Below are 12,474 nucleotides of genomic sequence, written 5' to 3'. Positions count from 1 at the left end.
GGGCGCGCCGTCGCGGTCGCGGCGGCGCGCCCGGCAGTCCCTAGTAGACGCTGGAGCCGATCCAGTCGTCGTGGCCGTAGCCGACCGGGTCGGCGTAGCTGCGGGACGCGGGTTTGACCGCGCTCGTGCCGCACGAGGCCAGGACCAGGGGCGAGCCGGCCGCCGCGCCGTCGAAGGCGAGGCACAGGCTCGGGTGCCCGGCCGGGTGGATGCCGCCGGCGTCCATGGTGAACTCCTGGTTCAGGCCGCCGTGGCAGTCCCACAGGACGAGCGCCGCGCCGGCCTGGACGCGGCCGCCCTCGACGTCCACGCAGCGGTCGTGCGAGAGCTCCACGTGGAGCGACCGCTGCTGCGCGTCGTACCAGAAGCCCTGGTTGCGGCCGCCGTGGCAGTCCCAGGAGACGAGGTCGGTGCCGTTGCGCGAGTCGTAGCCCTCGGCGTCGACGCAGAGCCCGGTGGCGGCGCGCAGGTCCGTGAACTCGAAGAGGCCCTCGTAGAGCACGGCGCTGTTCGTGCTCGCCGGGTCGACGCAGGTCGCGGTCTCCCAGTCGGGGTGCTCGTAGAAGTCGGTGATGCACTCCGCGAAGGCCCCGTGCCCGAGGTAGTTGGGGTGCAGGGACTGCCGGAACGCGTGCTCGGAGGGCAGGAGGCCGACCTCCGCGTACACGCCGCGCGCCCACGGCTGCTGCTCGCACACGCCGTGGCCGTCGAACAGGCGCTGCGCGTTCAGGTACCGCGCGCCCTTGCCGAGGGCCGCGTCGCGGATGCCGGCCTCGAACAGCGGCACGGCCTTGTTGCGCGCGAACGCCGCGTCGGCGAGGTAGAGCAGGCAGCCGCCGGCCCACCAGCCCGGGAAGTCGGGGTTGTCCTCGACGTCGGGGCCGCCGGGGCTCGGGTAGGACATGACGACGAGGTCGTAGTCGGTGGCGAGGTAGCCGGCGTCGGTCATGGTCTGGCGGACCGCGTCGATCGCGGTCTCGACGCCGTCCTGGGTGACCTCGACGCGGGCCTCCCAGGTGTCCGTGTGGTCGGGCCAGCACGGGCCGCGGAGGAGGATGCGGTCGGTGACGCAGCCGGTCGCGGTCGGGCCGAACTCGATGCCGCCTTCGTCGTTGGCGCCCACCACGATCCACACCAGCTTGACGTGCGTGTTGCGGGCCTTGATGGCGAGGTTGTCGCCCTGGTTGAGCTCGTCCCACTGGTGCTCGCCGGAGCCTTCGATGAGGTGCGGGGAGGCGCCGCCGGAGCACGAGACGTTGTACTGGACGTCGCTCTCGATGCCGACGCGGAACAGCGCCTGGTCGTACGAGCGGTCGCACCAGTTGCCGTCGCGGTGGGTGTCCGGGTCGTAGTTGCCGACGCCCTCGCCGGAGATTTCGCTGTCGCCCATGGCGACCAGGGAGGTCTGGCGGTCGTCGAGCGGGCGGATGCCGGGGTCGCCGTACAGGGCTTGGGCCTCGGCGGCGCGGATCGCCTCGAGGCCGGCGGGGAGCGGGACGATGCCGGGGCGCTGCTGGGCCTGGGCCGGGAGCGCCGTGGTCAGGGTGAGGGTGGTGAGAGCCGCAGCGAGTACCGCTGCGGCCCATCGTCTCCGGGGAGTGGACATGGCAGTCTCCTGTTGGGAAACATGGATGGCCTTCGATGGCCCGTAGCCAGGAGACTACCGTTACCGAGCAGTAATGTGAAGCTTGTCCGCGATGCCAAGATTGCGCGTTGTCGCGGTTGCGACAGTTCTCAGAGCGCCGCGGCCATGCGCTCGACGGCCTCGGTCAGGATCTCCGGGGAGGTCGCGTAGTTCAGGCGCACATGGCCTTCGCCGCCGGTGCCGAACGGGAGCCCGGAGTTGACGGCGACGCGGCCGCGATCGAGGAAGACCGCCGCCGGGTCGGCGCCGAGCCCGAGGGCGCGGCAGTCGAGCCAGGCGAGGTAGGTGCCCGGGCCGGGGCGGTAGCGGACGCCGGGCAGCCGCTCGGCCAGGAGCCGGGAGAGCAGGCGCCGGTTGTCGGCCAGGCCGGCCAGGAGCGCGTCGAGCCAGGCGCCGCCCTCGCGGAACGCCGCGGCGTGCGCGACGGCGCCGATGTGGCTGATGCTGCTGCTCATCTCCTCGGGCATGCGCGCGAGGTCGTCCGCCGCGCCGGTCCCGGCGATGGCGACCGCGCCCTTGAGGCCCGGCAGGTTCCACGCCTTGGCCGCCGAGGTCACCGCGAGGCCGGTCTCGCCGCCGCGCACCGTCAGGTACGGCGCGAATTCGGTGCCGGGGGCCACGATCGGCGCGTGGGCCTCGTCGGCGACGACCCGCACCCCGTAGTCGGCGGCGAGGCGGGCGACGCGCTCGAGCTCGTCTCTGGTGTGGACGGTCCCGGTCGGGTTGTGGGGGCTGCACAGGAGGAAGACGGCGCGGCCGCCGCGGCCGAGGGCGAGCTCGAAGGCGGCGGCGAGCGCGGCGAAGTCGATGCGGTGGTCGGGCCCGAGGGGCGCCTCGATCACCTTGCGGTCGTTGAAGACCGGGAAGCGGTGGAACGGCGGGTAGACGGGGCTGTTGATGACGACCGCGTCGCCGGGGCCGGTGAGGGCCTTGATCATCTCGACCACGCCGATCATGATGTCCGGCGCCGTCCTGATCCGGTCGCGGGTGAGGTCGGTCCAGTTCCAGCGGGCGGCGGCGAACTCGGCGACGGCGTCGGCGTAGTCGGTCCCGGCGGGGTAGCCGGTGTCGCCGGCGGCGACCGCGTCGGTGACGGCCTTGGCGACGGGCGGGGCGAGGAGGACGTCCATCTCGGCGACCCACAGCGGCAGGACGTCGGCCGGGTAGGCCCGCCACTTCTCGCTGGTGCGCTGGCGGAGCTGGTCGAGGGTGAGCTGCCGGAGCGGGTCGCCGGGCAGGTCGTTCGAGGCATTCGTGGTGGCGCTCATGCACAGACGGTATCGGAGTTCCTCCGCGGTGTCATCTGGTCCGAGTGCGGCCCACGGGTGGCCGGGGTCACGGAACGGACCGTCGCCGACCCTTGTAGTTCGTACTGCGAACTATTATGGTTCGTAGTACGAACTACTTGATCGGAAGAGGCGGAACCATGACTCAGCAAGGTCGAACCGTGGCGGTCGTCGGCGGGGGCTACGGCGGCGCGGCCGTCGCCAAGGCGCTGGACGAGCACGCCGACGTGGTGCTCATCGAACCCAAGGACGCCTTCGTGCACGCCGCCGGCGCGCTGCGCGCGCTCACCCGGCCCGAGGAGTGGGCGGAGCAGATCTTCTTCCCCTACAGCGGCGTCCTCAAGCGCGGCAGCCATGTGCGCGAGTACGCGGCGGCGGTCGACGCCCGCGGCGTCACCCTCGCCTCCGGGGCGCGCGTCGAGGCCGACTACATCGTGCTGGCGACCGGGTCGGCCTACCCGTACCCGGCGAAGACCCGCACCGACTCGACCGCGGAGGCACTGGCCCACTTCAAGGAGACCCACGCCGAGCTGGCCGGGGCCGAGCGGGTGCTCATCGCCGGGGCCGGGCCGGTGGGCCTGGAGCTGGCCGGGGAGATCCGCGCGGTGTGGCCCGGGAAGCGGATCACCGTGGTCGACCCCGGCGCCGAGCTCGTCCCCGGCTACACCCCGGAGCTGCGGGCCGAGCTGGAGCGCCAGCTGGCCGAGCTCGGCATCGAGGTGCGCCTGGGCGCGGCGCTCGACGCGGAGCCGGACGTGGAGCCCGGCCGGGCCGGGGAGGTCAGGGCGAGCGCGGGCGGCGAGAAGATCGAGGCCGACATCTGGTTCCGCGCCTACGGGGCCGCGACGAACTCGGACTACCTCGAAGGCGGTCTCGCGCCCCTGAACGAGCGCGGCCAGATCCCGGTCACCCCGAAGCTCAATGTGGACGGACACGCGCACGTGTACGCGGTGGGCGACCTCACCGACGTGGCCGAGGAGAAGCGCGCCGGGGCCGCCTCGCGGCACGCGGAGGTGGTGGCCGCCAACATCATCGCGCAGGTCAACGGCGAGGAGCCGGTCGAGGAGTACCGGCCGAACCCGATGCGGATGATGCTGCTGCCGCTGGGCCCCGAGCACGGCGTCGGGCAGGTCCCCGGCGAGGACGGCCCGGCCCTGATGCCGGTGGACCAGGTGGTGCTGTGGAAGGGCCGCGACCTCATGAACGGCAGGTTCGCCGAGATGTACGGCGCCTCGTAAGGCTCGGCCGCGCCCGTCGATCCGAGGCCGGGTCTCATGGCCCGGTCGAGCTCGCTCGCGAGGCGCCGGGCGACCCGGCCACCGGGTCGTTCACCGGCGCGGCGAGCGGGCCGGATGCGGACCGTCCGGGTCGTGAGACTCGGCCGTGAGCCCCCGTCGCACCCGCGGCGGGGGCCTCGCCGTGTCAGCCGCAGGCCGGGTCGGCCGCGGGGCACTCGCCCTCGGTGATGACGACCGGCGCCTGGTTGTCGGTGACGACCTTCGCGAGGAGGGCGGTGAGGGCGGCGCGCTCGTCGGCGGTGAGCCCGCCGGTCAGCTCGGCGGTGCGGCGCAGGATCACCTCGTGGAGCTCCTCGGCGAGCTGGGCGCCCTTGGCGGTCAGGGCCACGCGGGAGGCGCGGCCGTCGCCCGGGTCGGGTTCGCGGCGCACCAGGTCGCGCTTCTCGCAGCGGTCGACGAGCCCGGTGACGCTCGACTTGGCGAGCCCGAGGGTCTTCGCGAGCTCGAACATGCCGAAGGGGCGGTTGAGGACGATGCACAGCAGCTGGGACTGCGCGGCGGTGAGGTCGAACTCGCGGGCGGCGTCGGCGTAGACGGTGTCGACGAGGAAGGCGGTGCGCACCAGCGCGGTGCCCGTGCCGATGGCCTCGCCCGCGTGTTCCTCCATCCCGCAAGCATACTGCGAGGCCAGGGCCGGTGCCGGTGTGCTGGGACACGCTAGGGCGCGGCCCCGGCGGTCTCGGGCCGGCGCTCGGGCTCCCTCCCGGCGCGGCGGCGGGCGAGGCGGTCGACGAGGGCGAGGCCGGGCGCGGTGAAGAACGTGGTGGCGACCGCGACGACGACGATCATCGCGTACGCGGCCTGGTCGATCAGGCCCGCGCGCAGGCCGATGTCGAGGGCCACGAGCTGCATGAGCCCGCGCGCGTTCATGTAGCAGCCGATGCGGGCCGCGTCGGCCCACGACTCCCCCGCCGCGCGGGCGGCGGCGGTGCACGCCCCGAGCTTCCCGATGAACGCGAGGACCACGAGCGCCGCGGCCCCGGCGGCCAGGCCCGCGCCGGTCATGAGGCCGAGGTCGGTGTTCATGCCCGAGTGGACGAAGAACAGCGGCAGGAACAGGACCGCGGTCAGGGGCCGGATGCGCTCGGCGAGGACGTCGGCGGCGGCGCCGCGCGGGACGGCCGCGCCGAGGGCGAACGCGCCGAACACGGCGTGGACGCCGATGAGCTCGGTGAACCCGGCGGCGGCGAGCAGCGCGAGCGCGGCGGCGACGAGGACGGCGTCCCGGCCGGGGTCGCGGCGCGCGAACCAGTGCCGGGCCGCGCGGTGCACCAGGACGAGCGCTCCGGCGAGGACGGCGAGTCCGGCGAGCGCGATGAGCGCGGAGGCGTCGCCGCCGGTGCCGAACGCGGCGAGGACGGCCGCGAGGAGGACCCACGCGGCGGCGTCGTCGAGGGCGCCCGCGGTGAGCGAGACCGAGCCGAAGCGGGTGCGCACGTGGCCGTGGTCGGCGATCATGCGCGCCATCACCGGGAACGCGGTGATCGACAGGAGCAGGCCGATGAACAGGGCCCCGATCGCGGGGTCGACGCCGGCGGGGAACAGCCCGAGGCGCGGCCCGGCCCACAGCGCGAACGCGAAGCCGAGCGCGAGCGGGACGACCATGCCGGCGCCCGAGACCGCGAGGCCGACCCGGGCGGTGCTGCGCAGGCGCGCGATCGGGAACTCCAGGCCGACGGTGAACATGAAGAGCACCAGGCCGATCTGGCTGAGCCCGTCGACGGCGGTGAGGAGCTCGGGCCCGAACAGGGACGCGTGCGTGCCGGGCGCGAGCGCCCCGAACAGGCTGGGCCCCAGGAGGATGCCGACGAGGATCTCCCCGAGCACGGGCGGCTGGCCGAGGCGCCGGCAGACCGCGTGCGCGGCCCGGCAGGCGAGGACGACGAGCAGGAGGACCAGGAGGAGGACGGCGGTGGCGCTCATGGTCAGAGCCGGTCCGGGTCGCCGTCCAGGGCGGGGCTGGACTCGACGACGGCGATCACGTCGGCGATGGTCTCGGCGTCGTTCATGCGGGTGTCGTCGATCGCGACCCGGAACTCGCGCTGGAGGCCGAGGGCGGTCTCCAGGCGGCTGAGGGAGTCGAGGTCGAGGTCGTCCAGGCGGGTCTCGGGGGTGAGGTCCCCGGGGTCGGCCTGGCACCACTTGGCGACGACGGCGGCGACGCGGGCGGCGGTGGTCATGGTGCGCTCCTTGGGTGCTGTGCGGTGGCGGGCCAGCGCAGCAGCGCCGAGCCCCAGGTGTACCCGCCGCCGAAGGCGGTCAGGAGGACGGTGTGGCCGGGCGCGAGGCGGCCCTCGCGGCGGGCCCGGTCGAGGGCGAGCGGGATGGACGCGGCCCCGGTGTTGCCGACGCGGTCGAGGTCGACCAGGAGCCGGTCGTGGTCGGCGCCGAGCTCGTCGGCGACGGCGCGGAGGATGCGGACGTTGGCCTGGTGCCCGCAGACGCGGTCCACTTCGGAGGGTTTGACCTCGGCGCGGGCGAGGACGGCGCGGGAGGACGCGCTCATGTGCGCCACGGCCTGGAGGAAGACCTCGCGGCCGTCCATGGCCATGTAGTAGGCGGCCGGGTCCGGTTGGGGCCGTTCGGTGCCGTTGCCGAGGCGGGCGCGGGAGGCGGAGGCGGGGGCGATGAGGCTCGCCGCGCCGGCGCCGTCGCTGCCGAGGTCGACCGCGAGGAGCGCGCCCTCCTCGCCGGGCTCGCCCGCGCGCAGGAGCACCGCGCCGGCGCCGTCGCCGAACAGCGGGTGGACGGTGCGGTCGGCGGGGTCGGTGAGGGTGGAGGCGGTCTCGGCCCCGGCGACCAGGACGCGGCGGGCGCCGGTGGCGATGAGCCCGGCGGCGGTGGCGAGCGCGTAGACGAAGCCCGAGCAGGCGGCGTTGACGTCGAAGGCGGGGGCGCCGATGCCGAGCCGGGCGGCCGCGAGCGGCGCGGTGGCCGGGATCTGGTGGTCGGGCGTGTAGGTCGCGACCAGGAACGCGTCCACTTCGGAGGGATCGGTGGCGGCGTCGGCGAGGGCCGCGCGGGCGGCCTCGGCGGCGAGCGCGGAGGTCGGGGTGGCGGCGTCGGCGAAGCGGCGGGCGCGGATGCCGGTGCGCCGCTCGATCCAGTCGGGGGTGACGCCGAGGCGGGCGGCGAGCTCGTCGTTGCCGACCTCCCGGGCGGGCAGGGCGCTGCCGAGCCCGGCGACGACGGCGGTCATCGGTCCTCCTCCGGGATCGGGTAGGCGGCGTACTGCCACGGGTAGTGCGGGAGGCGCACGAAGGTCGCGGTGGCGTCGAAGACGCCGGTCCAGTCGACCTCCTCGCCCGCGCAGAACGCGGCGCCGACGCCTTCGGGCGCGGGGGCGTCGCCGTCGGCGATGGCCAGGAGCGCGGCGGTGAGGCCGGCGCGGGTCTCGGCGGTGACGGCGGCGCGGTGCGCGTGGTGGGTGGTGCGGACGGCGGCGCTGTAGCAGACGTCGCGCAGGGCGTGGGTGGACTCGGAGAGCCATGCGGCGCAGTCGCGGGCGCGTTCGAGGAGGGCCGGTCCGGTGGCGGCGGAGAGCACGAACGGGTAGGCGCGGCCGTCGTCGGGGGCGGCCTCGCGGCGCGGGGCCTCGCCGAGGACGATGTGCGCGTTCGCGGCCGAGATGCCCTGGCCGCTGACGCCGGCGAGGAGCGGCCGGCCCCGGCCGTCGAGGTCCACGGTGGAGGTCGGGACGGCGACGGGCAGTGCGGCCCAGTCGATCTTGGGGTTCGGGGTCTCGTAGTGGAGGCTCGCGGGGAGGCGGCGGTGGGCGAGGGCGAGCGCTGACTTGATGACGGCGGCGACGCCGGCGGCCCCTTCGGTGTGGCCGATGTTGGTCTTGACGGAGCCGACGAGGACGGGCCGGTCGGCGGGGCGGTCCTTGCCGAGGACCTCGCCGATCGCGGCGAACTCGATCGGGTCGATCAGGGGGGTGCCGGTGCCGTGGGCCTCGATGAAGTCGACGTCGCAGGCGTCGATCCCGGCGTCCTCGTAGGCGAGGCGGAGCATCTCGGCGTGCGCGTCGGCGGAGGGCGCGAGGAGGGACCCGGAGGCGCGGCCGTCGTTGCCGAGGTTGCCGCCGAGGACGAGGGCGTGCACGGGGTCGCCGTCGGCGAGGGCCCTGGCGAGGGGTTTGAGGACGATGGCGGCGGCGCCGTCGGAGGGCGCGAAGCCGTCGGCGCGGGCGTCGCCGAACTTGCAGCGGCCGTCGCGGGCGAACATGCGCGCCTGCGACAGGAGCAGGTCCTCCTCGGCGTTGAGCTTGAGGTTGACGCCGGCGACGAGCGCGGCCTCGGTCTCCCCGGCGCGCAGCGACAGGCACGCGAGGTGAAGGGCGGTCAGGGAGGAGGAGCAGGCGGTGTCGACGGTGATGCTGGGCCCGCGCAGGTCGAACTCGTACGCGAGGCGTCCTGAGAGGACGCTGCGGAGGTTGTAGATGACGGAGGGGGTGATCGCCTCGGGGCCGCGGCGGGCGATGACGTCCCAGAAGTCGAGGTTCATGTTGCCGACGTACACGCCGGTGCGGGTCCCGGCGACGGCCTCGCGGGTGAGTCCGGCGTCGGCGAACGCCTCGTAGGCGGCGGTGAGGAGCAGCCGCTGCTGCGGATCCAGGTAGGACGCCTGGGCGGGGGTCATGCCGAAGAAGGGGGCGTCGAAGTCGAAGGCGCGCTCGAGGTATCCGGAGCGCTTGGCGATGACCTTGCCGAGCGCGGGCTCGGGCGAGTACATGGCCTCGGCGTCGTAGCGGTCCTTCGGGGTGGGGCCGGTGGCGTCGCCTCCGGCGAGCAGCAGCTCCCAGAGGGCGTCGGTGCCGTCGGCGCCGGGGAAGCGGCACCCCATGCCGACGACGGCGATCGGTTCGCGGCGGTACTCCATGCGGCTGGCCTCGATTCGGTGCGGAGGGAGCGGACTGGGCGGTGGGCGGGCTGCGGGAGGCGCAGCCGGACGGGGCCCGGGCGGGCCGGGCCCCTGGGCGGTCTACGCGGCGTTCAGGTAGATGAGGACGCCCGCGACGGCGACGAGCACGCCGAACAGCGGGGCCCCGGCGGCCTTCCCGGCGGGGTCCTTGACGCGCAGGTGGGTCGCGAGCGCGCCGATGGTGAGGGCGACGAGGCCGACGGCGGCGGCCACGCCGACCCACCAGAAGTCGGTCACGAGCGCGCCGATCGCGAGTCCGGCGCCGCCGAGGAATTCGAGCACGCCGATCCCCTTGTAGGCGTTGTAGGACATGCCGAAGCGGTCGGCGTCGGCCTTGGCCGGGGGCAGCGTGAGGATCTTGACGACCCCCGACGCCGCGAAGGCGACCGCCAGCAGCAGGGCAAGGACGATGGTGGCGATGTTCATCAGTTCTCCGTGTTGTCGGTTGTTGCGTGGGTTCGGGCGGCGAGCCGGCCCGCGGGGTCTGCCGGAGGCCCCGCTCCTTCCCAGGTCTTGAAGCGCCGCATGCCGTACAGGAGGGGGCGCGGCTCGCGGCGGACGGTGACGCGCTCGACCTCGCCGAGGACGACGACGTGGTCGCCGACGGTGTAGCGGCGGTCGACGCGGCAGTCCGCGGTGGAGTGGGCGTCGGCGACGAGGTGGGGGCCGGCGGCGCCGGGGCGCCACCTGACGTGCGCGAAGCGGTCGGCGGCGCCGGAGGCGAAGAGCTCGGCGACGTCGCGGGCGCGGTCGTCGAGGAGGTTGACGGTGAACGAGCCGGAGGCGAGGACGGCCGCGGCGGTGGGGCCGTGCTCGCGCAGGCAGACCAGGAGCGTGGGCGGGTCGAGGGCGACCGAGCACAGGGACGAGCAGGTCATGCCGATCGGCTCGCCCGCGGGGTCGGCGGCGGCGACGACGGCGACGCCGGTGGGGAACGCGGCCATGAGGGACCGCAGGTCGCCGGTGTCGGCGCAGGCGCCGTCGCAGGCGTGCGGGGCGGCGGGCCGGGTGCTCATCGCGGTCCTCCGGTCCCGTAGGGGGACTCGGCGGCCAGCTCCTCGACGGTGAACCCGGCGGTGGAGGCGTAGTCGTCGGAGATTTGCTGGAGCTCTGCGGGGGTGAAGACGTCCTCGATGCGGTCGAAGCCCTGCGGGGCGCGCTGCCAGGCGAGGTCGATGACGCGCTCGGGGCCCATGCGGCGGTTGGCGGCCTGGACGCCGCGGGTGGCCGGGAGGCGCTCGTGCTCGTAGCGGCGCAGCGCGGTCGCGACGTCTGGTCCCTTGTGGAGGTGCCAGGCGAGGGCGCGGCCGTCGATGATGGCCTGGGTGGCGCCGTTGGAGCCGACGGGGTACATCGGGTGGGCGGCGTCGCCCAGGAGCGTGACGGGCCCGTCGGTCCAGGTCGGCAGGGGCGCGCGGTCGACCATCGGGTACTCGTGGATCTGCGCGGCCCCGGCGACGAGCGCGGGCAGGTCGGTCCAGGGGACCTTCCAGTCGCCGAACTGGGCGAGGACCTCGCGCTTGCGGTCGGCGAGGGAGAGCGCGGGCGAGGGCCCGTCGGCGGGCCGGCCGGTGACCCAGTTGATCAGGGCGTTCCCGGTCTCGTCGGCGGGCCGGATCGGGTACATGACGAACTTGGCGCGGTCGTCGCCGAGCACGGCCATGGAGGCGCCGGTGAGGAACGGGGCGGCGCGGGTGGTGCCGCGCCACATCCACATCCCGTTCGCGTCGGGCCCGCCCTCGCCGGGGTGCATGGCGGCCCGGACGGCCGAGTGAAGGCCGTCGGCGCCGACGAGGAGGTCGGCCTCGAAGTCGCCCGATCCGGTGTGGACGGTGACGCGGCCGTCCGCGGCGGTGTAGCCGAGGACGGGGCGGCCGGTCTGGATCGCGCCGTGGCCGAGCCGGGCGGCGACGGCGTCGGCGAGGTCCTGCTGGAGCAGGCCCCGGTGCAGCGAGTACTGCGGGTAGCGGTGCCCGGCGAAGCGGCCGCGCGGCTCGGACCAGACGAGATCGCCTCGCCGCGTGTAGAACGCGAGCTCGGCGGTGGTCACGGCGTGGCCCTCGACGGCGTCGGCGACGCCGAGGGCGTGGAGCTCGCGGACGGCGCTGGGCAGGATGTTCAGGCCCACGCCGAGCGGCCGCAGCTCGGCGGCGGCCTCGAGGACGTGCACGTCGCGGTGCCCGGCGGCGTGGAGCGCGAGGGCGGCGGTGAGCCCGCCGATGCCGCCGCCGGCGATGGCGATCCTCATGCGGGCCTCCCGGCGGGGACGAGGGACTTGGCGATGGCGGCGTTGTCGCGCGTCAGGTCCAGGATGGACTGGAGCAGGCCGATGGAGCCGCCGCCGGAGCCGAGCTCGTACAGGCGCACCTCCTCCTTGTACGCCTTGCGGGCGATGCCCAGGTGGCGGCCGCGGAAGACCACGAGGCGGCGCATGACCCGGTGCAGGGCGGCGAGGTGGCGGACCCACGGCTCGGGGTCGGGCTCGGCGGCCTCGCGCAGGCGCCGCACGATCGAGGGCCGGTCGCGCCACTGCGCCACCAGGGCCCGCCAGGCCGGGAGCGTGTGCTCGGCCGACTCCTCCAGGAACGCCTCGTACGCGGGGTCGTTGTCGTCGGCGGCCCACAGCGCGAGGTCGGCGAGGTAGAGCGGGACGTGCGCGGCCGCGGGGCCGAGCCAGTCGCGGCCGGCGACGGCGACCTCCTCGTAGTAGGGCCGCATCTGCTGCGCGAAGAACTCCGGGGAGACGCGGGCGACGACGTCGCCGATCGCGGTCTCGAAGGCGCCCAGGGCGTCCGAGAGGTCGTCGAGGAGCGGCACGAAGTCCGGGTCGGCGAGGTCGGCGTCCGCGAGGTCGGCGCAGCGCTCCAGGGCCCGCCCGAGTTCGGGGATCGAGGCGCGCGGCCCTCCCATGAGGACGGTCTCCTGGGGGTCCCCGGTGTACATGCGCTGCCGCTCCCCCAAGGGGTTCCACTCGGTGTAGTGGTGGACGGTGTCGCGCGGGATCATGTCGGTGCGCCGGCCGAGCTCGACCAGGACCGGCTCCAGGCCGGGCACGAGCGGCACCGGCTGCACGCCGTGGCGCTTGACCGAGCCGAGCAGGAGGCCGAGGTCGCGCATGGCGGCCAGGCACTCGCAGAAGTCGAACGCCGCGACCTCGGGGAGGCTGGGGGTGAGCCGGCGCAGCGCGGCCGTCAGGGCCGGGACGTCGGCGGCGGCGTTCATCGCGGGGACGGCGCGCAGCGGCGCGTCGGCGCCGAGCGGGTCGAGGCGGGCCGCGCGCGGCCCGTCGAAGCGGGGGTCGGTGAGGTGCATGCGTTGTCGC

Annotated in this window: 12 protein-coding genes; 1 reads left to right on the top strand and 11 read right to left on the bottom strand. The window is 74.9% G+C overall.

Annotated elements, in window-relative coordinates:
- Nucleotides 1-40: 40 nt before the first annotated feature.
- Together EIW28_RS08190 and EIW28_RS08185 are read right to left on the bottom strand one after the other, a co-directional pair.
- A complete protein-coding gene (locus tag EIW28_RS08190) occupies nt 41-1,606 on the bottom strand; it encodes a ricin-type beta-trefoil lectin domain protein (protein ID WP_125247209.1) in 1,566 nt (521 codons plus the stop codon).
- Nucleotides 1,607-1,734: 128 nt separating this feature from the next.
- Nucleotides 1,735-2,913, bottom strand: coding sequence for a MalY/PatB family protein (locus EIW28_RS08185; protein WP_125247208.1), 1,179 nt, complete (start codon nt 2,911-2,913; stop codon nt 1,735-1,737).
- A 158-nt stretch (nt 2,914-3,071) separates the two neighbouring features.
- Between EIW28_RS08185 and EIW28_RS08180 the strand changes: the two genes are divergently transcribed.
- Entirely contained in the window at nt 3,072-4,169 is a 1,098-nt protein-coding gene (locus EIW28_RS08180; RefSeq protein ID WP_125247207.1) for an NAD(P)/FAD-dependent oxidoreductase, read from the top strand.
- Between the two features lie 184 nt (nt 4,170-4,353).
- Here the strand turns inward: EIW28_RS08180 and EIW28_RS08175 are convergent, their stop codons facing one another.
- The 9 genes from EIW28_RS08175 to EIW28_RS08135 all read right to left on the bottom strand — a co-directional run bounded on the left by EIW28_RS08175 (nt 4,354) and on the right by EIW28_RS08135 (nt 12,464).
- On the bottom strand, nt 4,354-4,836 hold the full coding sequence (locus tag EIW28_RS08175; protein ID WP_125247206.1) for a MarR family winged helix-turn-helix transcriptional regulator: 483 nt from the start codon (nt 4,834-4,836) through the stop codon (nt 4,354-4,356).
- A 50-nt stretch (nt 4,837-4,886) separates the two neighbouring features.
- Nucleotides 4,887-6,152, bottom strand: a complete 1,266-nt coding sequence (locus EIW28_RS08170) for a cation:proton antiporter (RefSeq protein WP_125247205.1) — start codon at nt 6,150-6,152, stop codon at nt 4,887-4,889.
- Between the two features lie 2 nt (nt 6,153-6,154).
- A complete protein-coding gene (locus tag EIW28_RS08165) occupies nt 6,155-6,409 on the bottom strand; it encodes a phosphopantetheine-binding protein (RefSeq protein WP_125247204.1) in 255 nt (84 codons plus the stop codon).
- The gene (locus EIW28_RS08160; protein WP_125247203.1) at nt 6,406-7,428 is read right to left on the bottom strand and encodes a beta-ketoacyl-ACP synthase III; all 1,023 of its coding nucleotides are present in this window, start codon (nt 7,426-7,428) and stop codon (nt 6,406-6,408) included. The genes EIW28_RS08165 and EIW28_RS08160 overlap by 4 nt, the downstream gene beginning before the upstream one ends.
- On the bottom strand, nt 7,425-9,110 hold the full coding sequence (locus tag EIW28_RS08155; protein ID WP_125247202.1) for a beta-ketoacyl synthase N-terminal-like domain-containing protein: 1,686 nt from the start codon (nt 9,108-9,110) through the stop codon (nt 7,425-7,427). Before EIW28_RS08155 ends, EIW28_RS08160 begins: the two co-directional genes overlap by 4 nt.
- Nucleotides 9,111-9,212: 102 nt before the next feature.
- Nucleotides 9,213-9,578, bottom strand: coding sequence for a DoxX family protein (locus EIW28_RS08150; RefSeq protein ID WP_125247201.1), 366 nt, complete (start codon nt 9,576-9,578; stop codon nt 9,213-9,215).
- Nucleotides 9,578-10,168 carry a flavin reductase family protein gene (locus EIW28_RS08145; RefSeq protein ID WP_125247200.1) on the bottom strand — a complete coding sequence of 197 codons (591 nt, stop codon included), beginning with the start codon at nt 10,166-10,168 and terminating at the stop codon, nt 9,578-9,580. The genes EIW28_RS08150 and EIW28_RS08145 overlap by 1 nt, the downstream gene beginning before the upstream one ends.
- Nucleotides 10,165-11,400, bottom strand: a complete 1,236-nt coding sequence (locus EIW28_RS08140) for an FAD-dependent monooxygenase (protein WP_125247199.1) — start codon at nt 11,398-11,400, stop codon at nt 10,165-10,167. Before EIW28_RS08140 ends, EIW28_RS08145 begins: the two co-directional genes overlap by 4 nt.
- Complete coding sequence (locus EIW28_RS08135) at nt 11,397-12,464, bottom strand: monodechloroaminopyrrolnitrin synthase PrnB family protein (RefSeq protein WP_197717148.1); 1,068 nt, start codon at nt 12,462-12,464, stop codon at nt 11,397-11,399. The genes EIW28_RS08140 and EIW28_RS08135 overlap by 4 nt, the downstream gene beginning before the upstream one ends.
- Between the last annotated feature and the right edge of the window lie 10 nt (nt 12,465-12,474).

It is taken from the genome of Glycomyces terrestris, assembly GCF_003933745.1.
Lineage (GTDB): Bacteria > Actinomycetota > Actinomycetes > Mycobacteriales > Micromonosporaceae > Glycomyces > Glycomyces terrestris.
The sequence above is the reverse complement of the archived record's forward strand: the minus strand, read 5'-3'. Positions and strand labels throughout refer to the sequence as shown.

Excerpts from the sequence above, each read along its gene's own strand:
- EIW28_RS08180 (WP_125247207.1), top strand. The coding sequence starts at position 3,072 with ATGACTCAGCAAGGTCGAACCGTGGCGGTCGTCGGCGGGGGCTACGGC.
- EIW28_RS08135 (WP_197717148.1), bottom strand. The coding sequence starts at position 12,464 with ATGCACCTCACCGACCCCCGCTTCGACGGGCCGCGCGCGGCCCGCCTC.
- EIW28_RS08175 (WP_125247206.1), bottom strand. The coding sequence starts at position 4,836 with ATGGAGGAACACGCGGGCGAGGCCATCGGCACGGGCACCGCGCTGGTG.
- EIW28_RS08165 (WP_125247204.1), bottom strand. The coding sequence starts at position 6,409 with ATGACCACCGCCGCCCGCGTCGCCGCCGTCGTCGCCAAGTGGTGCCAG.
- EIW28_RS08185 (WP_125247208.1), bottom strand. The coding sequence starts at position 2,913 with ATGAGCGCCACCACGAATGCCTCGAACGACCTGCCCGGCGACCCGCTC.
- EIW28_RS08155 (WP_125247202.1), bottom strand. The coding sequence starts at position 9,110 with ATGGAGTACCGCCGCGAACCGATCGCCGTCGTCGGCATGGGGTGCCGC.
- EIW28_RS08145 (WP_125247200.1), bottom strand. The coding sequence starts at position 10,168 with ATGAGCACCCGGCCCGCCGCCCCGCACGCCTGCGACGGCGCCTGCGCC.
- EIW28_RS08150 (WP_125247201.1), bottom strand. The coding sequence starts at position 9,578 with ATGAACATCGCCACCATCGTCCTTGCCCTGCTGCTGGCGGTCGCCTTC.
- EIW28_RS08170 (WP_125247205.1), bottom strand. The coding sequence starts at position 6,152 with ATGAGCGCCACCGCCGTCCTCCTCCTGGTCCTCCTGCTCGTCGTCCTC.
- EIW28_RS08140 (WP_125247199.1), bottom strand. The coding sequence starts at position 11,400 with ATGAGGATCGCCATCGCCGGCGGCGGCATCGGCGGGCTCACCGCCGCC.
- EIW28_RS08190 (WP_125247209.1), bottom strand. The coding sequence starts at position 1,606 with ATGTCCACTCCCCGGAGACGATGGGCCGCAGCGGTACTCGCTGCGGCT.
- EIW28_RS08160 (WP_125247203.1), bottom strand. The coding sequence starts at position 7,428 with ATGACCGCCGTCGTCGCCGGGCTCGGCAGCGCCCTGCCCGCCCGGGAG.